The following is a 19,857-nucleotide window of genomic DNA, read 5'->3' as shown; positions in this document are numbered from 1 at the left end:
ACTGTTTTCAACAGAATCGACCCATTGCAGACATTCGCCGACCAAAATGGATCTTTCGTTGTGTGCTATGCAAAGTTGAACATCAATTCATCAAAGCTCTTTTCTTCAGTCGAAAGCTGACATCCGTGTTGACTATTCGCTAGCGCCAGGATGAACAGAAATGATTGCGATTGGGGGTCATAAGGTATGGGCTATTCAGATCGCTAGCCTCATGTCAGTCTCATGGCAGATATTTTTTCCGCCAGATCCTGGGGTTTATCGTTGATTGGTGTAGAGGCAACATGAAAAAAGTGAAGTTGGATCGTATCAACCGAGCAATCCTTGAAAATCTGCAAAGCAATGCTCGGATCAGCAATCTGGAGTTGGCCGAGAAAATCAATCTATCCCCCAGCGCCTGCCTGCAAAGAACCAAGGCGCTGGAGGATGCCGGTTACATTCGCGCCTACATGGCGTCGATCGATATCGACGCGATCTGTATCAATGTAATGGCCTATGTCATGTTCAGCCTGCGCGATCACGCCGGACATCTGCGTGTTCAATTCGAACGCTTCATTGCCAAGCGTCGCGAGCTGGTCGACTGCCTGAAGGTCGATGGCGAGTTTGACTACATTGCCCTGGCAACCTGTTCGACCGTTACCGACTTCAACACGCTCTGTGAACAGCTGCTGGATGAAAACCCCAACATCCTGAAAATCAGCAGCAACATCATTCTCGACAAAACCAAGTGGTTTGCCGGCTATCCGCTAGAGAATCTGATTTGGCGGGAGTGACGACGACCGACCTGCACAATCTGCGGTAAATGCGCCTGCATCCCGCAGCAAGTGCTCTGCACACCGGCTATCTCAATCTTTTGCATCGTCGTCTTTGCGGACAATGGCAGTTTTATCCCGAGGGAGAGAACAGCCATGTCTACATCTACGTACGTCACCCTGGAAACGGCATTGGGGGCCTTTACACTCGAGTTGTTTAGTCATCAGGCACCGCTGACCACCGCGAATTTTCTGGCCTACGTGGACAGTGGTCGCTATGACGGCAACAGCATTTTCCGCATCGTCAATCCGTCCAATCAGCAACCGGAAGATCCTGTGCGCATCAGTGTCGTGCACGGGGGCACGCGCCCCCTGGCAGCCAATAATCTGCCCATGATCGAACTCGAAAGCACCCTGCAGACCGGTTTGAGCCATTGTCATGGCAGTGTGTCGCTGGGCCGTGACGAGGCCAACACTGCCGAAGGTGATTTTTTTATCTGTATCGGCGATCAGCCGCACTTCGATCATGGCGGAGCTCGCCATCCGGACGGCCTGGGCTTCGCCGCGTTCGGGCAGGTCTGTGCGGGCATGGAGGTGGTCGAGGCGATCTGGAGTCGTGCCGGGGCGCAGGAATACTTGCCGCCTGAGGCTGAGATCGCCATCGTGCGAGCCTACCGTCAGTCGCGAGGTGTGTGATGGGGCGCTCTGAGAAGGTAAGGGCGGTGATGGCAGCGCGTGGATACGATGCGTTTCTGCTTCCCCGCAGCGATGCCTACCTCAATGAAGACCTGGCCCCCGCTGACGAAGCCTTGCACTGGCTGACCGGTTTCAGTGGCAGCGTAGGGTTGGCAGTGCTGACACAGGAATGCGCAGCGCTGTTGGTCGATGGCCGCTATACCGAGCAGGCCCGCCAGGAATGCGCTCGGTTCGATACCTTGATGCTGGACGACAGCGGCCTGTTTGGCTGGCTGCGCGGGCAGTTGCAACCCGGCGCGACCATCGCCTGTGACTCAAGGCTGCACAGCGTCGATGAGTGCGCGCGCTGGCAGGTCATGGCGACGCAATCGGGCTTCAACTGGCACGAGTCACTGGACAATCCCGTGTATGAATGCTGGCGTAATCGCCCGGCAGCGCCGAACAGCCCGGTGCTTGCCTGGGGGCTGCAACATGCAGGTATGGCTGCGCAAGACAAGCTCGAACACCTCACTGCGAGCTTGAGCGCTTCGCAGTGCGATGCCTTGTGGCTGCCGGCGCCGGATATGTTGGCTTGGCTGTTGAACGTGCGCGGTCAGGATATCGATATCGCACCATTGCCGTTCAGCAACGCTCTGCTGTACGCCGACGGCCGGCTGGACTGGTTCATCGATGCCGACCGCCTGCAACTGCCCCAAGGCTGGCTGCCCGCTGCGGTGACTGTACGTCCACCCCAATGGCTCGCCCAGACCATCGCCGAACTGTATGGCCAACGGGTATGGGTTGATCGCGGTATGTGCACGGCGGCTGTTTATCGTCAGTTCGAGTCCGCCGCCTGTGTGTTTTATGAGGCGCAAAATCCTCTGCTATTGCAACGGGCCTGCAAGCAGCCCGCCGAGTTGCGTGGCAGCCGTGAAGCGCATCGTATCGATGGCCTGGCTCTGTGCCGGTTTCTGTATGAGTTCCACTGCAGCTGCGACCGGTTTGTCGGGCAAAGCGAGCTGTCGATTGTCGAATCTCTGGAGGGCTGGCGTTCTCGGCATCCCGATTACCAAGGTGTGAGTTTCGAGACCATCGCGGCCACCGGTGCCAATGGTGCCCAGCCCCATTACTTGCCCCAGCCTGGGCGGGCGGCAAAGCTCAAACACGGTGAGTTGCTGCTGATCGATTCCGGTGGCCAATACCCCCAGGGCACGACCGACGTGACCCGGGTGCTGGCCTGCAGCCTCCCGACCGCACGCCAGCGTTGCCTTTACACCACCGTGCTGCGTGCCCATATCGCACTGGCGAGCTGTATGTTCCCTGTTGGAACCTGTGGCCAGCAACTGGACAGCGTTGCGCGACAGGTGATGTGGCGTGAAGGGTTGGACTACGCCCATGGCACCGGGCACGGGGTTGGTAGCTATCTGCGTGTGCACGAGGGGCCCCACAGAATTGCCTCCCACGCCAGCGTGGTGCCACTGCAAGCGGGGATGGTGACCTCGATCGAGCCGGGCGTTTACCTGTCCGGTGAGCTTGGAATTCGTATCGAGAACCTCTATGAAGTGGTTGAGGTCGAGGCGCATCCAGGGTTCCTCAGGTTTCAAGTCCTTACCCTGGCGCCGTTTGCCATTGAACTGATCGACCATGGACTGCTAAGTCAGGCCGAAGCGCAGTGGCTCGATGAGTACCAGCGGGCAGTCCGGGTCGCATTGACACCCTCGCTGGAACCGGACGTCGCAGCATGGTTGCTGCGGCAAACGCTACCGAACAACATGCAGTTTCGTGCTGAATAACCGTTGATTGTTTTTCCTGGCCCCTGCAAAAGCGCAGTTAGATTTCAGTAGGGCTGGCAACATGTTTCCTGCGTTCGCGAGCGCCTCAAAACAATTCCAATAGCCGGCTTGCCTCCTGTTTCATAGTGGGAGAGCAGGCGTTGCCAGTATAGAGGCGAGCATGAACAGTACAGAAAACGTGATTCCCGACGGGTACGATCGCAGACCCGTGCCCCAGTCCGAAACAGTTTCCGGAACAGGGCTGGCGCTGATTACCTTTGGGATAGGGATGACCTTGCCGGTGTTCTGGCTGGGTGCAGACGTTACTCAAAAAGTAGGATTTTCGACGGCCTCGCTGATTTTCGTCGGGGTATGTGCTGTGCTCGGTTTGCTGTGTGCATTGACCGCGATGGTTGGTGTTCGGACACGGCTGAGTACCTACATGGTTCTGCAGTTTTCCTTTGGGCGGCATGGCGCCAAGCTGATCAACCTGACCATGGCGGTGACCTTGTTGGGGTTCTATGCCGCCACGGCGGATATCTTCGGCAGCACAGTGGCCAGTGCCTTGCAGAGTTCCTGGGGTATTGTCACGCCGGCGTGGGTGCACTGTGTGTGGGGCAGCATCCTAATGACATTGATGGCTGTTTACGGGCTGCGCGGCCTGGATCGGCTGTCGATTTACTCGGTGCCGCTTATGGCGCTGTTCATGCTGTTTGCATTGTATCTGGGCTTCCAGCGTGCAGCGCCTGGCCAACTGGGCGGGTTCACAGGCTCGGGTGACAGCCTGGCACTGGCCATCGCTAGCACCATCGGGATGGTGATTTTGACACCGGTATTGATGCCCGATTTCACCCGTTATGCACGCACCGAAAAAGATGCTTTGATCGCTATTCTTGGAATGGCTCTGGGCTTTCCGTTTGTGCTTATCGTTGGTGGTGTGTTGTCGATCATCACCGGCCAGACCGAAATCATGCTGGTCATGGCAAGTCTGGGTGTATTGCTTGCGGCCTTGGCTGTATTGGTGTTCTCCACCTGGATCACCAACACCGCGAATCTGTATTCGGCAACACTCACGCTGGCGACCGTCAGCCGTACAGCGAGCTGGAAGCTGACTGTGGGAGGCAGTGTGCTGGCGACCGGTCTGGCAGTGGGTGGGTTCATGACGCATTTCCTGGATTTCGTCATGGCCTTGAGCATCGTGATCCCGCCATTGGCGAGCATCTATGTCGCGGACTTCTTTGTGGTGCGTCAACAACGCTATGACATCGACGCGCTGAAGCAGTCCTGCGCATTTGGCTGGCCGGCACTGATCAGTTGGGCGCTGGCCAGCGCAGTCGCCTGGATGACGTCATTTGAAGGCTGGACGCTGACTTCGCAACCCACATTGGACTCACTACTGGTCGCCCTCGTCGCGTACCTGGTGCTCCACCGATTGACCCCTGTTTCTACGGTAGTGCCGTCGCACTCGTAAAACTGATAACTCCCCACCCAATGCGTTGACCCGGGGTTTTACCCGGAGGGCGAAGCCATGCCTGTTTTTAGTCAAGCGAACACTACAAGCGTGTGTTCGACGGGCTGGCTCGTCTTTTTTTCTGCCAATCGCAACGCTCATAAAAAATTTTAGAAGTTCAGGAGCAGTTTCAATGAATATCATCCGACTCATCGTGATAGCGGCACTCGGGTTCAGTTGCGTAGCCCATGCGCAGGTGTCCAGTACATTGGCCTTGACCTCCGAATACCAGGTTCGTGGTATCGGTTACTCCGGCAACGATCCGGCATTGAGCATGAGCCTGGACTGGGCCGGCGAGAGCGGGTTATTTGTCGGCGCCTGGGCGACAAATACCGACAGCTACGAAAGTGGCAACGCCTATGACGATGGCGCGAACATCGAGATCGACTTTTACGGTGGCTATAATGGCCAACTGGAAAACGGATTGCGATATGGCGTGATCGGTTATTACTACACGTTCCCTTCAACCAACTACAACATCAACTACCCAGAGATTGGATTCAGTCTCGGTTATGGCAATTTCAATACCTATTTCTACTACTCCAATGACATGATCAGTACGTCCCAGTCGTCACAGTATGTGGCGGCCGACTACACCTTCAATCTGCCTTTGCAAGTCGATCTGACGTTCCTGGCCGGGCACTCCTTTGGTGAGTACTTTCGCCAGACGGATCTGACGGGTGCCCATGAATACTCGAACTGGGAAGTTGCACTCAAACGCAGCTTCGGCCCAGTCAATACAAAACTGAGCTGGGTCGACACCGACCTGTCCGGTCGTTACCACAACAGTGGCGAGTACCTGCGTAACGACGGACGCCTGATCTTTACCGTTTCCCACACTTTTTGAAAAAACAGCCGGCGGCCCTGCGGCTGGCCGGCTTTAGCGTGACTGCCGGAGGAATTATGACAATCCGTGTGGCTACCGATATCGGTGGCACTTTTACTGACCTGGTTTACCTGGAAAACGGCGTGATCAACGCGGTCAAGGTCGACACCACGCCGCCGAACTTTGAACAGGGACTGCTCAATGCGGTCGCCAAAAGTGGCGTCAGTTATGCCGACATCGAGTTTTTTGCCCATGGCTCGACCGTGGTGATCAACACCTTGACCGAGCGCAAAGGTGTCAAAACCGCCTTGCTGACCACCCGTGGATTTCGCGATGTGCTGGAGATTGCGAGGGGCAATACGCCGGATATTTTCAATACCTACTACCGCAAGCCGACGCCTTTCGTGCCGCGTCATCTGCGTCTGGAAATCTGTGAGCGCTTGAATTATCGCGGTGAAGTGGTGACCCCCCTGAACCTTGAAGCCCTGCCAGCCCTACTCGACACTTTGCGCGCAGAGGGCGTCGAAGCCATTGCGATCTGCCTGTTGCATGCCTATTGCAACCCCGTGCATGAACAGCAATTGATGGCTGCCGTGAGCGATCTGTGGCCGCAAGTGGCGGTCATCGCTTCGCATCAGGTCAGCCGCGCACTGCGTGAATATGAACGCACCAATACCACGGTGTTGTCGGCTTATGTGATGCCGGCTACGCGAGACTATCTGGATAATCTGTCCAGGCACCTGACAGATAAAGGGTTGCATTCGGAACCTTTCATCATGAAGTCCAACGGTGGCATTTCCCCGGTCAATGCGGCCAAGCAGGATCCGATCAGCCTGGTGGAGTCCGGGCCGGTCGGCGGCATTCTCGGGGCGCAGGCCTACGGAGAGTTGATTGGGGAAAACCAGTTGCTGGCGTTGGATATCGGCGGCACAACGGCCAAGTGTTCCTTGATCCATGACGGCAAGGTGGACATCAGCAACGATTACGTGATCGAGAAAACGGCGATCAGTGCCGGTTATCCGATCATGACACCTGTTGTGGACATCGTTGAAATCGGCAATGGCGGCGGCAGCCTGGCCTGGATCGATGCGGCGGGCAGCCTGCGTGTAGGCCCGCAAAGCGCAGGCTCCACGCCAGGGCCGGTCGCCTATGGTCGAGGCGGCATGGCACCGACGACCACAGATGCCAATCTGTATACGGGCCGGATCAATCCGGATGACTTCGCCGGCGGAGAAATCAAACCGGATGTCGAAGGGGTGCAAAGAGCTTTCGCGAAACTGGGAGACCAGATTGGCGTGTCGGCCAAGCTGCTGGCCCATGGCGTATTGCAAATCGCCAACGCCAACATGGTCAACGCGCTCAAGTTGATTTCGGTCAACCGTGGCCATGACCCTCGTGACTTCGCGCTCATGGCCTTCGGCGGAGGCGGGGCATTGCATGCCACTGCCCTGGCTGCGGAACTCGGGATTCCGAAAGTCATCATTCCGCCGTTCGCCGGTGTCTTTTCGGCATGGGGCATGTTGATGCTCGATTCCCGCCGCGATTACATACAGACTCACCTGCAACTGCTCGATGGCGAAGGTTTGCCTGGCCTGACCAGGGCTTTTGCCAGTCTTCAGGCCACTGCCCAAGCACAATTTGCCGACGATGGTATGTCGCTCGAAAAACTCCGTTTCGAATGGCATATCGATGCGCGTTATACCGGCCAGGAACACACCGTAAAAGTCGCCCTTGATGAGCTGCAGCTGCCGTCAATACTCGAGCGCTTTCACGCGCAGCATGAACAGGCCTACACCTTCCGGCTGGATTTGCCGATCGAGGTCGTCAACCTCCATTTGGTGGCATTTGGCGACGTTCCCAAATCGCCCATGGCGCCCATTGGTGTGAGTACGTCGACCACAGCAGAAGTTGCGTTGAGTGGGCGGCGCTGGGTCGAATTCGAGCCTGAACAATCTGTCAAGACGCCCCTGTACCAACGCTCGGCACTGCTCAGCGGTATGCGGATCGATGGCCCGGCGATTATCGAAGAGGCCACCACCACGACAGTCGTACGCCCGGCCGATCGGCTTGAAGTCGACCCGTACGGTGGCCTTCACATCCATATCAACGTGCAGGAGGTTTCGGCATGAGCAACGCCAATCCATTTACCCGCGAAATCATCAAGAACGCCCTGGTTGCCATTGGCGAAGAAATGTTCATTGCCCTCAAGCGCACCAGCATGAGCCCGATCATCTATGAGGCACTGGACTACGGCATTGGTCTTACGGATGCGACAGGACAGTTGATTTCCCAGGGCAATGGCATTCCTGGCTTTATCGGCACGCTCGATGGCGCCGTACGCAGCGTGATGGAGAAATTCCCGCTGACCGATATTTTGCCCGGCGACATGTTCATCACCAACGACCCTTACGGCGGAGGTGGCACGCATCTTTCGGATGTCTCGATGATCATGCCGGTTTTCCATAAGGAGCGCCTGATCGCCTGGACGGCCAACAAGGCTCACTGGACGGAGGTGGGTGGCAAGGATCCTGGCAGCTTCAGTTCCGATGCCTCAGAGATCTACCAGGAAGGCTTGCAGTTTCCTACCGTACGCATCTATGACCGTGGGCGTATTAATCAGGCTGTGGTGGACATGATTGCCGCCAACGTCCGTCTGCCAGACATGACGCTGGGGGACTTGCACGCCTGCGCAGCTGCGTTGCGTGTGGGGGAGCGGCGGCTGTTGTCGATCGTGGCCAAGTACGGCGAGGAAACCACCCTTGATGCCATCGAGCGGTTGCTGGAGCACGGCGAGGCGATGACGCTGGCGGCGTTTGCAAGCCTGCCTAGGGGCGTTTTTTATGCCGAGGACGTCATCGACGAAGACGGCCTGGGCAACGGGCCGTTCACGGTGAAAGTCAAAGTCGAGATCGGCGAAGGTCGCTTCGTGGCCGATTTCACTGGGTCAAGCCTGCAAGCGCAAGGGCCGATCAACAATACCTTGTGCGGTCTGCAGTCAGCGGTACGCGAAGTGTTCATGGGAGTTGTGCGACCTGGTATTGCGGCCAATGCCGGGTGTTTCCGTCCAATCGAAGTGATCTGTCCGCCTGGCACCATCTGCACGGCTCAGCGTCCAGCGCCGGTGTCTGCTTACTTCGAGTCAATGGTAGCGGCGGCCGATGTGATACGTCGCGCATTGGCTCAAGTGCTGCCGGATCGCTTGATCGCAGGGCAGCTCGGCTCCGTGTGCTCAATGGTATTGAACGGGCGCAACTCCATTACCAACGATGAGTACCTTATGGTTCAGCCGTTGGTCGGCGGTTGGGGCGCCGGGCATGACAAGGACGGAGAGAACGGTCAGTTCTGTGTGGGCAATGGTGAAACCAGCAATATTCCGGTCGAGTTGACCGAACGTTGTTATGAAGTATTAGTCGAGCGCTATGGTTTTCATCATGAAGAGGGTGGCGCGGGGCGTCACTCTGGCGGAAGAGGGGTAATGCTCGATTATCGGATCCTGTCGCCCAAGGCTTGGGTGTCGACATTCTTCGGTCGCGGCATCACCCCTCCGTGGGGAATTGACGCAGGTCATGACGGCTCGTGCAACTACGCCGAAGTCATTCGCGCACAGGGGCCAACCGAGTGCTTCAGTCGAGCCAATCGTGTGGCGCTTGAAAAAGGCGATTTGCTGCGTCTGGTCACTGCCAACGGAGGTGGTTGGGGGCCGACAAAAGCGCGGACCCTGGAAGCTATCCAGGATGATATAAAAAACGAATACATCTCAGTCGAACAGGCCCGGCGCTACTATCCCGACCAGATGTCCTTGGCATAGCTGAACTGGAGCTTGTTGGTAACAGAACCGGCAACGGAATTCGTGTGAGAGGTGCCTGCCAGGGACGGCAGGGCTTCGCTACTGCCGAAGGAAACCTGATCACTCATTCGCGTCTCGCTCTTTCGACTTGAGACGGGTTCACCTACGGACAGGTTACACCGTACCTCCCCAACGTTTGTCACCTCGCGGTGACTCGTCAGTTCGTCAAACTGTCCCACCAACAACAGCAATCGATAATGCCCCGAAAGACTTGGCACCTGGCTCGGGAGGGCATTAATCGCAAGCGGCAATAACAACTCCAACATGGCCATACAAAATGCACCCGTTACGACTAAGCCTGCACAATGAACTACACGCGCGCCCGTCACTGTACTTCGATGAGCCGGCCCATGTGTTTCATTTGGCCTTCCTCGGCAGCGATCAGGAGTGCAATGTATTCCTTGAACAATGCTGCCCTGGCTCCCTCGACCTGAATGCCGCCCAAGGCATTACTCAACTCGATGGCCATGCACTGAAATGGGAGCGCCATACCGAGTTTTTCACCCTGACACTGGTGGTCACTTCATCCTGTGATGACTTGTCCTGGACAACGCTGCCCGAGATCCTGGCGTCAAAGGTCGAAGTGCATTTACCGGCCCTGATCAACTCGGTGCAGATTGTAGTGCGTGGTGAAGCCGACCTGGATCTGTCCCGATACGGCTTCAGGGATCCGAGCGGTTCGTGCGTGGGTGGTGGCGATGCCATGGTCTGGAGCGATTTTCGTATAAGTGAGGGTGGCAACAACCACATATTGTTCGTCAATCGGCGCCTGAATGCCTACCGCCAAGGCCGAATGATTCGCCGCCTTCTGGAAATCGAAACCTATCGGATGATGGCCTCGTTATCCTTGACCATGGCCAAAGACTTGAGCGCGCAGCTCGATGTTTTTGACAAGACCTTGGTCACCCTTTCCGAACGAAATGCCGACCCCGACGGCAGTAATGCGAAAGCCCTGCTTGCGGATATCTCTAACCTTTCTGCCCAAGTGGTGAGCAGCGCCGCAAAAACCCGTCACCGCTTCAGTGCCACGCAAGCCTATGCGCAACTGGTATTCGAGCGTTTGGGTGAACTGCGAGAAAGTCACGTAGGTGATTGCCAACGCCTGGGCGTGTTTATCGAGCGTCGCTTCAAGCCCACCGTCAGGTACTGCACAGCCACCGAACAGCGACTGGAACACTTGGCCGAAAGTGTCGCTAACCTGGGCGATCTGTTACAAGCACGAGTCCAGGTAGAAATGGAGGAACAGAACTCGGAAATCCTGAAAAGCCTGAATGCTCGAGCCGATGCTCAGATCAAGATCCAGCGCGCAGTGGAAGGCCTGTCGATTATTGCTATTACCTACTACCTGCTTAATTTGCTCAAACTTGGTTACTCAGGCCTAAATCTGCTCGGCGTTGCGGTAGCCCCACGAGACGCCATGCTGGCAATGACGCCGCTTGCGATCGGCATTCTTGCGTTGATCGTGTTGCGTATCAAGAAAGCCAAAGAGCATTAGACGATGACCTGACTAATTTTATGTACCAGGCTCATGGTCTTAAAAAAACCGGGAGCCCGCGCATTATTGAAGTCGCTGAATGCTTATGGCCGAGGCTGTGTAAAAACGGTTTAGAGCAGGTTTGACAGTCAGAACCAGAACGAAAACCTCGTTCCTATGCAAATTTCAGCTCCGCTGAGTCACCAATCATTGGCAGATTTTACATAGCGACGCAGACTTCAAAATAGGGTCTGCGTTTTTACACAGTCTGGAACCAAAGCAGCCCTTGATGTCTGTTTGCTGTCGCCATATGTTGTCGCCATCTGTTATTGGCATTCATGGAGGATACTGACTGATGGCACGCGTGGGTTTGATACTGACACCCGGTTTTGCGGACTGGGAATATGCTTTCATTGCTGGAACTGCGTCCCCGTATTATGGAATTGACGTCAGGTTTTTCGCTACTGCTACGGGGCAGCTCCGCTCGCAAGGTGGATTGGCTGTAACTGTCGATAGCAGTTTGCAACAATGTCTGGACTGGAAACCGGACGTTGTTGTCGTCATTGGAGGAATGGTCTGGGAACGTGCGGAAGCACCGGATATTCGAGACTTTCTTCATGCCAGCCGTTCAAGTGGAGCGACAATTGCCGGTATCTGTGGGGGAACGCTGGCACTTGCGAGGGCCGGGCTTCTCGACACGGTGCCTCATACCTCGAACAGCGCTGACTTCTTACAACAAAATGCCGTAGGTTATGAAGGGCGCACGCTTTATCGAAGCAGTCCAGTAGCTGTGGTTGCAGACCGCATCATAACCGCTCCAGGCCCTGCACCCGTTAGCTTCACCTGCGCAGTGTTCGAAGGTGCCGGGCTATCTTCAGAGGTCATTTCTCAGTTCAGGTCAATGTTGGCAGCGGAACATGGGTGACCGCTTCGTCCTACAAAACAGCCGATCAGGTGATGTGTTCGAGTGGCTGCTCCTGGCCGATTCTGCCTGCGGTGAGAGGCAGAAAACGACCGATTCTGTTGAAAAAGTCGGATTTTCAGCTCGCCTGAACTCAGGCACGACCACCACCGGAGAACCTACTCACCACATTGAGTGGTTTCTCGGCCCTTCGTTGAGCTTTGCAGCTCGGTTAGTGGGTTAGTGGGTTAGTTTGAGGTTTTTTGCTTCGTGCAGGCGCACCTATCCCGTAGCAGGTGGCCCTTGAGAGGTAAATTTGGCCAGCCGGCGCAGGTTCTGCACCGCGGCGGCCAGCGTGAACTCATCGGAGGCGCCACTCATGCCACGTAGTCGCAAGCGATCCAGTTTCAGGATGCGCTTGAGGTGGGCAAACAACATTTCGACCTTCTTACGTTCGTGGCGAGAGCGCTGATACGCCGGCGTCGCCGCGATACGTCGAGCGACATCACGAGCGGCTTCATGGACGCTGCGGACGATCTTGCGAATCGAAGTGTTCGGGCAGCACTTGGCTTTCATCGGACATGTCGCGCAGTCGGTCTGTCGGGATCGGAAGATGATGGTGTTGGCTTTGGTGACGTGCGAACGCTCGTTCTTGAAGGCTCGCCATTCGCTGCGCAATACGTTTCCGGCCGGGCAGCGGTATTCCTCAGCCTCTTCATTCCAGTGGAAATCGTTACTCGAAAAGCTGTCGTTCTTGCGCTCGGTTTTGTCCCACACCGGCACATGCGGTTCGATGTCTTTGTCCTCCACCATCCAGGCCAGCATCGGCGCGGTGCCGTACGCGGTGTCGCCAATGAGGCGTTCCGGCTTGATGTCGAACTGCGCTTCGACCCGATCGATCATCGTCTTGGTGCTCTCGACTTCTGCGGTGCGATGAGCCGGTGTGGGTTCCACATCCATGATCACCCCGTGCTCGGTATCGATCAGATAATTCGTGGAGTAAGCGTAGAACGCTGGGCCGCCTGGAGCCGCGGTCCAGCGAGCCTGAGGATCCGTCAGCGACAGGCGCTTCGGTTGCGTTTCGGCCAAAGCCTCTTCATCAAGTGCCTCAAGGTACTCACGCACGGCGCGGGTGCTCAGGGCCGGATCGCTCCAGTTGACCGGTTCATCACCCGGCACGCCACGCTGCCGACTCGCATCCGCTTTGATGATGCTGGCGTCCACGGCGAAGCCTTCGCCCTTGACCAGACCTGCCTCCATGCAGCGACGCAGCACCTCATTGAACAACCAGCGAAACAGATCGCTGTCCCGAAAGCGGCCGTGTCGATTTTTGGAAAAGGTCGAGTGGTTGGGGACTTCATCTTCAAGGCTCAACCGGCAGAACCAGCGATACGCCAGGTTCAAATGGGTCTCTTCGCACAACCGCCGCTCGGAGCGAATGCCGTAGCAATAGCCCACGATCAGCATGCGGATCATCAGTTCAGGGTCAATCGACGGACGCCCGATCGGGCTATAGAAATCGGCAAGGTAATGGCGCAGGTCGTTCAGATCAAGACACTGATCAATGCTGCGCAGAAGGTGATTGGCGGGAATGTGATCTTCAAGGTTGAACGAGTAAAACAGCCGCTCCTGCCCACTCGATAACTGTCCCATCATGCTGCGTGCTTCCCTGCTGACCAATGCAGAGATTTTGCCGCAGGCCAGACAGGGGAGCTACTTTTTCAACAGAATCGGCCGATTTCTGCCTGTCACGACCGGCTGAAAGCGACTCAAAGCGGACAGATCGGCTTGACTCGAGCCGATCTGTCTATGGCGGCTAGAAACACCAGTCCTCATTGCGTACGACACGACAGAATGGTCCCGCGAGGGTCGCATTGTGATGAGCGACAATCTCTTCGGCCTTCAGCGCAGGGGTGTCCGTGCAGGTATGGCCATCGGCGATCAGCACTGCATCGAATCCATGGTCACGTGCGGCGCGGCAGGTGCTGTCGACACAGTATTGGGTCTTCATTCCGGCAATGACCACACCCTGAGTTCCACAAGCCCGTAGCTGATCGGCCAGGGCTGTCTTGGTGAAGGCGTTGGGACGACTTTTCTCGAAAATCACTTCGTCGCCGTGCAGCGCCAGTTCCTGCACCAGTTGTGTCAACGGGCTTGCAGGCTCGATTGGTGAACCAGGTGGACCAATGTGGCGGGCGAGAAAAATGGGTGCGCCTGCACTCCGGGCTTTACTCAATAGATTATTCAACGTGTCTAGCAACGCTTCGCCAGCCCATGGCTTATCCGGGCCATGAAACAATCCAACCTGCATATCGAGAATCAACAGTGCATACATAGTGCTTTTCCCTGCGTTTTGGCCAGTGACACAAGGGCAAAAGAAAAGGCCCTGTCCATCACTGGCGGGCCTTTGAAATTCGTGCGCTATTAACTCACGACACCTCTCACGACCCGCCTCTGGCGGTCGTGGTAGTCGTGGTCAAGGCAATTCGTAATTGATTCATGGGGTTGACAATAGCTGCGCAGTACAGGGTTGGCAAGTGAGCACTACGAGCGTGAAGGCTGATTGAAGTATCGATCACTGTCCGCCCCTGGACTGATAGCTGCCTGTCATGCCGGTCCACTTCCGTCCATAAGCTTTGGGATGCGCTGTTAGCGAGGTTCGCCGCTGCCTGCTACCACATCAGCACATTCAGATTGCATCGGATTTCACCCCCTGCACCACGGGAAACCCGCGCAGCTTGGCCGACCACGTCACCATCAGCGTGGCCACCAACAGCACCAGTAGTGCAGGAGGGAATGCTACTACACCGAGTCGGTCGAGTAGCAGACCTCCCACAATGCCCCCGCCAGCAATTGCGGTGTTCCAAGCAGTCACGAGCATGGATTGTGCGACATCTGACGCATCGCCAGCCGTTTGGGCCAATGCCGTTTGAAACAACGTTGCTGCGCCGCCAAAGGCTAACCCCCACGCGCCAATCGCTACGAAAACGGCAACGGGTTCGGTGGCTGCCATACCCAGCACTATCGCTGAAATCCCGAACAATGCGGTACTCGCCAGGGTCAGCGCGCGCAGGTACTGGTCGATTAACACCCCAACAATCAATATGCCCAGCAGCGATGTGATTCCGAAGACCAGCAGTACTACATCCGTCTGCGCTCCCAGGCCGGCCACTTGCAGAAACGGGGCGATGTAGGTGTAGAGAATGTTGTGCGCAAGGACGAACGCCAGTACCACGAAGAGCACGGGGCGAATGCCCCGCAGTGTGAATACATGGCGCAGCGACAGACGTTTTTCTTCAGCCTTTGCGGCGAAGTCCGGCACGTTGAAGCGCACCCATGCCATCAGCAGCACGGCCAGCAGGCTCATGATGCCGAAGCACATGCGCCATCCCAGGACGTTGCCCAGAAAGGTTCCGGCCGGGATGCCCAACGAGAGCGCCAGGGGTGTGCCCACCATCGCAATCGCGATGGCGCGGCCTTTGCGGTGTTCGGGCACCAGGCGCGCGGCATAGCCGGCCAATAACGCCCACAATAGCCCCGCCGCAACGCCGGCCAGAAAGCGCGCCGCGATCGTCAACGTGAAGCTGGTCGAAAACGTCGTGACCGTGTTGGCAATGGCAAAGCCGGCGATGGCAGCGAGTAGCAAGGGACGGCGACGAAATCCTTGTGTGGCCGCCGTTAACGGCATGGCGGCCATTAGCGATCCAATGGCATAGGCGGTGACGGTTTGCCCGACCCACGCCTCGGAGACGGTCAGCCCCTGTGCCATCTGCGGCAGCAGACCAGCCGGCAGTGCCTCGGTAAGGATGGTGATGAAGGCGGCCATTGCCAGCGCCAACAAGGGTGCATAAGGCATGCGATCCTGCACTTGCGAGTTCATTGGCCTAGCTCCGCGACGCCGTATACCGCGTCCCGCAGGTCGGTTACGAACCGTCCCGACATGCCCTCGTACAACGTGTTGGTGAAGGCGACGACACTCAGCTTCTGCTGTCGATCCACACACCACGAATGGCCATAGGCGCCACCCCAACGCCAGGTGCCTGGTGATTCGGGGGTGACCGCCAAGGCCGGATCGCGCAGTATCGAGAACCCTAGACCAAAGCCGAACCCCGGTGCAGCGGGCAATTCCCGGCCGCCGGTTTGATCGCGTGCCATCTCCTCGACGAGTGCCGTGGACAGCAGCTCACCGCCGCCGCGACGCAATGTTTCAAGGAGACGCAGGAAGTCCTCGGCTGTTCCGGCCATGCCGGCACCACCCGACGCAAACGCCTGCGGGTTGAATATGCGGGCGGGGCTGAACGGGATGCCGATCGCCCCCTCGAACGGCGAAACGATTTCGCCTTCGGCCAGCGCATGGGGCTCGGGAGTCGCACTGACGTAGGCGGTAGGCACGCGCGATGGGTCCAGCGCGGCAAAGCCGGTATCGGTCATGCGCAGCGGATCAGTCACGAGCTGGCGCACCGCATCAGCCAGTTGCTCGCCCTGCACCCGCTGAATCACCGCCCCTAGTACATCGGTTGCCAGCGAATAGCCCCAGGCCGTGCCGGGCTCGTACAGCAGCGGCACGCTGGCGATGCGGCTCAGGTTCTCGGTGAGGCTGACGGTGGACGCATCCATACCGTCCGAGACTCCGGCCTGTGCATAGGGGCCATGCGCATCGGCTTCGAAAAAGCGATAGCCAAGCCCCCCCGTGTGACTGAGCAAATGCCGCACCGTGATGCGGGCAGCACGTCCATCAGCCAACTGTGGCCGAAACTCGGGCAACCACCGCTCAACGCTGTCATCCAGACCGAGACGGCCTTGCGCTACCAACACCAGGGCCGCCGTCGAGACAATCGGTTTGCTGACCGATGCCAAGCGAAACACCGCCTCTACGCTCATCGGCAACCGCTTCTCGCGGTCGGCCCAGCCGGCCGCCTGGCGATGGACCAACTCGCCATCGCGGGCCACCAATACTACCGCGCCAACCAGTCGCTGCTGCTCCAGCGCTTGCTGGACCGTTGCTTCAATGCGCGCGGACAACTGACGTGAAAGCGTGCCCGTGGATAAAGCGATTTCGGGGAGGGTCATGCGCAGTTCCTTCTGAGAGTGGAGAGCCCCGCCACGATAGAAAGTCTGGGATTAAAGAAAAACTGGGGTAGAGTTCCATTTTATGCGGAGCAGAACATCCGCAATGGAGGGCAGCATGGACAGCTTGAATGGCTTTGTGGTGTTTGTGCAGGTCGCTGAAAATCGCAGTTTCGTTGCGGCCGGCCGAATGCTGGGGGTGTCGGCGTCGGCCATCGGCAAGAGTGTGGCGCGGCTGGAAGAGAAGCTCGGTGTTCGCCTGTTTCACCGCAGCACGCGCAGCGTCACGCCGACTGCCGAAGGCATGCTGTTTCTGGAGCGCAGCCGTCGGATTCTGGCAGAAATCGAGGCGGCTCAACTGGAACTGTCGCAAGCCAGCGCCGCTCCACGTGGACGCTTGAGGGTCAGCCTGCCCTTGGTCAGTTCGCTGGTACATCCGGTGCTCGGCGACTTTATGCGTGAGTACCCGGCCATTGAATTGGACCTGGACTTCAGCGACCGCCTGGTCGATGTGATCGAGGAAGGTTTCGACGTCGTGGTCAGAACCGGCGCGCCTACGGATTCGCGTTTATCGGCGCGTAAGCTCGGTTCATTCCGTTCGTTGCTGGTCGCCTCGCCGGACTACCTGGCAGCGCGTGGTACGCCAAAAGTACCAACCGATCTGCTGCAGCACAGCTGCCTGCACTACCGTTTCCCCCATAGCGGCAAGCTGGAAACCTGGGCCTTGCGTCGTACTGCCGAGGAGCCCGAGTTAGCCTTGCCCATTTCGATGATCTGCAACACCATCGAAACCCGTTTATGCTTTGCCTTGCAGGGACTGGGTATCGCCTATCTGCCGGAGTTCTCAGTCAGGCAGGCGCTCGCCGAGGGGCAGCTGTTGAGCGTTTTGCCAGAGCACACAGAGCGCAATGGCGAGTTTCATTTGCTCTGGCCTGCCAGTAAACACCCATCTCCCAAAGTGCGGGTATTCGTCGACTTCCTCTGCGCCCGGGTTTTTCCGGGGAGAAAGGGGACGGATTTATTTTCACTACTCTAAACGTCCGCCATGGCCGATTTCTGCCCTCGACGACCGGCTGAAACCGACCAGAAGTGGTCACCTCTGCGCTTCACAAGCACGACTCTCAGGCGCGCTTGGGGAGCTTCCAGTTCGGGCGGATGAAGTGGCATGTGTAGCCATTCGGTATACGCTCGAGGTAATCCTGGTGCTCCGGCTCCGCTTCCCAAAAAGGTCCCGCCGGTTCGATTTCGGTGACAACCCGGCCTGGCCACAGGTGTGAAGCGTCGACATCGGCAGCGGTGTCCTCGGCGATGTCGCGTTGCTGCTCGCTGAGGTAGTAGATCGCCGAACGGTAGCTGGGGCCCAGGTCATTACCCTGACGGTTGGGCGTGCTGGGGTCGTGTATCTGGAAGAAGAACTCAAGGATCTGCCGGTAGCTGATCACGGCAGGGTCGAAGACGATCTCGATGGCTTCGGCGTGGTTGCCATGGTTGCGGTAGGTGGCATTCGGCACATCGCCGCCGGTGTACCCGACCCGCGTGTGCAGCACACCGGGATAGCGCCGCAGCAGATCCTGCATGCCCCAGAAGCAACCTCCGGCGAGAATGGCAGTTTCGGTTTGTCTGGTCATGGTCTGTCGTTCCTCTCGGAGGAGTTGGGTATAGCCTTTGTTATGAGGGCGTGTTGGCCAATTCCAAGGTTTCGCGCAAATCCTTGATCGATCATTGAGAATCGCCACGTAAAGAACCACAGCGCCAGGGCAGTCGCGCTGATCGAAGCGCCCAACAGGCTGACGGCTATCCAGCCCCATAGCGCATAAACCTGCGTCGCGGCAGCAGCGCCCAGTGCACTGCCCACCGAGTAAAAACACATGTACGCACCGACCATGCGACTTTGCGCGTCGGGTCGTGCCGTAAAGACGAAGCTCTGGTTGGTGACGTGTACGGCCTGCACGGCGAAGTCGAGCAGGACCACCCCGCAAACCAGGGCGATCAGTGACGTTTGCGCAAACGCGATGGGCAACCAGGACAGCGTCAGGATCGCCAGCGAAATGCCCGTAACTCGTTGCCCCATACCTTGATCGGCCCAGCGACCGGATCTTCTGGCCGCAAGGGCGCCAGCGACACCCGCCAGGCCAAACAGGCCGATGGCCGTGTGTGAAAGCGACAGCGGTGGGGCGCTCAACGGCAGCACCATGGATGTCCACAGCACGGAAAAAGCGGCAAAGACCAGCAAGGCCAGCAGGCCCCTGATGCGCAAGACCGGTTCGGTCATGAACAGCGTGAAGAGCGAGCGAATGAGTGCCGGGTAGGTGTATCGACTGCGTGGCGTCACTGCGGGAGGCAAGACTTTCCAGAACACTGCCGCGAGGGTCAGCATCAGTCCCGAGGAAACGAAATACACGGCGCGCCAGCCCGCCAGATCGGCGATCAGCCCGGAGGTGAATCGCGCCAGAAGTATGCCCAGGACAATGCCGCTGGTGACGGTTCCCACGGCCTGACCACGTTGTGACGGTGTTGCCAGCACGGCGGCATAGGCCACCAGCACTTGAACCATCACGGCCAGCAAACCCACAACGATCATGGCCCCCAACAGGGTCAACCATTGCTGTGCGGCGCCGACCCCCGCCAGCGCAATCGCGGACAGCAGCACTTGAGTCAGAATCAGCCCTTTACGGTTCAACAAGTCACCCAGCGGGACGATGAACAGCAACCCCATCGCGTAACCGACCTGGGTAGCCGTCACCACAAACCCGATCATCGATGAGTCCACACCCAGGCTCTGAGCCATTGAGTCGAGTAAGGGTTGCGCGAAATAAACGTTGGCGACTGCCAGCGCGCAGGTGACCGAAAATAAACACGTGAGTGATGGAGAAAGCCCCGAAGCCTGCGTGACGAAAGGCTGGGTGGCTGAGTCGGCATCTGCTGTCACATGAGCCTCCGTGGCGTTAAACTGGTTTCAATTAAAAACTCGATTCAATTGTTGTCGAATCAGGTTTCAAATTACAACCACATTGCTCTAAATTGAACGGCAGACTT

At 57.6% G+C, this 19,857-nt stretch carries 16 protein-coding genes; 10 read left to right on the top strand and 6 right to left on the bottom strand.

The genetic code is table 11. The features are described 5' to 3' along the window. Positions 1-281 precede the first annotated feature (281 nt). The 9 genes from C8K63_RS05060 to C8K63_RS05020 all read left to right on the top strand — a co-directional run bounded on the left by C8K63_RS05060 (position 282) and on the right by C8K63_RS05020 (position 11,778). The gene (locus C8K63_RS05060; protein WP_102675000.1) at positions 282-770 is read left to right on the top strand and encodes an Lrp/AsnC family transcriptional regulator; all 489 of its coding nucleotides are present in this window, start codon (positions 282-284) and stop codon (positions 768-770) included. A 135-nt stretch (positions 771-905) separates the two neighbouring features. Next, complete coding sequence (locus tag C8K63_RS05055) at positions 906-1,445, top strand: peptidylprolyl isomerase (protein ID WP_108215694.1); 540 nt, start codon at positions 906-908, stop codon at positions 1,443-1,445. After that, positions 1,445-3,217: an aminopeptidase P family protein gene (locus C8K63_RS05050; RefSeq protein ID WP_108215693.1), complete on the top strand. Its 1,773-nt coding sequence runs from the start codon at positions 1,445-1,447 to the stop codon at positions 3,215-3,217. The genes C8K63_RS05055 and C8K63_RS05050 overlap by 1 nt, the downstream gene beginning before the upstream one ends. Before the next feature lie 160 nt (positions 3,218-3,377). Then, on the top strand, positions 3,378-4,667 hold the full coding sequence (locus C8K63_RS05045; RefSeq protein ID WP_108215692.1) for a cytosine permease: 1,290 nt from the start codon (positions 3,378-3,380) through the stop codon (positions 4,665-4,667). Positions 4,668-4,839: 172 nt separating this feature from the next. Next, the gene (locus C8K63_RS05040; RefSeq protein ID WP_108215691.1) at positions 4,840-5,553 is read left to right on the top strand and encodes a TorF family putative porin; all 714 of its coding nucleotides are present in this window, start codon (positions 4,840-4,842) and stop codon (positions 5,551-5,553) included. Between the two features lie 56 nt (positions 5,554-5,609). Then, positions 5,610-7,661 (top strand): hydantoinase/oxoprolinase family protein, encoded by a 2,052-nt coding sequence (locus C8K63_RS05035; protein ID WP_177413284.1) that lies wholly within the window; start codon positions 5,610-5,612, stop codon positions 7,659-7,661. Then, on the top strand, positions 7,658-9,340 hold the full coding sequence (locus C8K63_RS05030; protein ID WP_108215690.1) for a hydantoinase B/oxoprolinase family protein: 1,683 nt from the start codon (positions 7,658-7,660) through the stop codon (positions 9,338-9,340). Before C8K63_RS05035 ends, C8K63_RS05030 begins: the two co-directional genes overlap by 4 nt. 316 nt (positions 9,341-9,656) lie before the next feature. Further along, positions 9,657-10,874, top strand: coding sequence for a DUF3422 domain-containing protein (locus tag C8K63_RS05025; protein ID WP_108215689.1), 1,218 nt, complete (start codon positions 9,657-9,659; stop codon positions 10,872-10,874). Between the two features lie 334 nt (positions 10,875-11,208). Beyond that, a complete protein-coding gene (locus tag C8K63_RS05020) occupies positions 11,209-11,778 on the top strand; it encodes a DJ-1/PfpI family protein (RefSeq protein ID WP_108215688.1) in 570 nt (189 codons plus the stop codon). 258 nt (positions 11,779-12,036) lie between these two features. Here the strand turns inward: C8K63_RS05020 and C8K63_RS05015 are convergent, their stop codons facing one another. The 4 genes from C8K63_RS05015 to C8K63_RS05000 all read right to left on the bottom strand — a co-directional run bounded on the left by C8K63_RS05015 (position 12,037) and on the right by C8K63_RS05000 (position 16,824). Further along, the gene (locus C8K63_RS05015; RefSeq protein WP_108215687.1) at positions 12,037-13,410 is read right to left on the bottom strand and encodes a transposase; all 1,374 of its coding nucleotides are present in this window, start codon (positions 13,408-13,410) and stop codon (positions 12,037-12,039) included. Between the two features lie 160 nt (positions 13,411-13,570). Then, positions 13,571-14,089, bottom strand: coding sequence for a cysteine hydrolase family protein (locus tag C8K63_RS05010; protein ID WP_108215686.1), 519 nt, complete (start codon positions 14,087-14,089; stop codon positions 13,571-13,573). Positions 14,090-14,443: 354 nt separating this feature from the next. After that, the gene (locus C8K63_RS05005) at positions 14,444-15,634 is read right to left on the bottom strand and encodes an MFS transporter (RefSeq protein ID WP_108215685.1); all 1,191 of its coding nucleotides are present in this window, start codon (positions 15,632-15,634) and stop codon (positions 14,444-14,446) included. Continuing rightward, positions 15,631-16,824 carry a serine hydrolase gene (locus C8K63_RS05000; RefSeq protein WP_108215684.1) on the bottom strand — a complete coding sequence of 398 codons (1,194 nt, stop codon included), beginning with the start codon at positions 16,822-16,824 and terminating at the stop codon, positions 15,631-15,633. Before C8K63_RS05000 ends, C8K63_RS05005 begins: the two co-directional genes overlap by 4 nt. A 115-nt stretch (positions 16,825-16,939) precedes the next feature. Here C8K63_RS05000 and C8K63_RS04995 point away from each other — a divergent pair, with 115 nt between their 5' ends. After that, positions 16,940-17,857, top strand: a complete 918-nt coding sequence (locus tag C8K63_RS04995) for a LysR family transcriptional regulator (protein WP_108215683.1) — start codon at positions 16,940-16,942, stop codon at positions 17,855-17,857. An 85-nt stretch (positions 17,858-17,942) separates the two neighbouring features. Here C8K63_RS04995 and msrA read toward each other — a convergent pair whose 3' ends face one another. Continuing rightward, positions 17,943-18,449 (bottom strand): peptide-methionine (S)-S-oxide reductase MsrA, encoded by a 507-nt coding sequence (msrA, locus tag C8K63_RS04990; protein WP_108215682.1) that lies wholly within the window; start codon positions 18,447-18,449, stop codon positions 17,943-17,945. Further along, the gene (locus tag C8K63_RS04985; RefSeq protein ID WP_256594900.1) at positions 18,446-19,750 is read right to left on the bottom strand and encodes an MFS transporter; all 1,305 of its coding nucleotides are present in this window, start codon (positions 19,748-19,750) and stop codon (positions 18,446-18,448) included. The genes msrA and C8K63_RS04985 overlap by 4 nt, the downstream gene beginning before the upstream one ends. Positions 19,751-19,857 lie beyond the last annotated feature (107 nt).

The sequence above is a fragment of the Pseudomonas sp. GV085 genome, assembly GCF_003050925.1.
GTDB lineage: Bacteria > Pseudomonadota > Gammaproteobacteria > Pseudomonadales > Pseudomonadaceae > Aquipseudomonas.
Note: the sequence above shows the minus strand (reverse complement) of the source record. Positions and strands in the feature narration are given on the sequence as shown.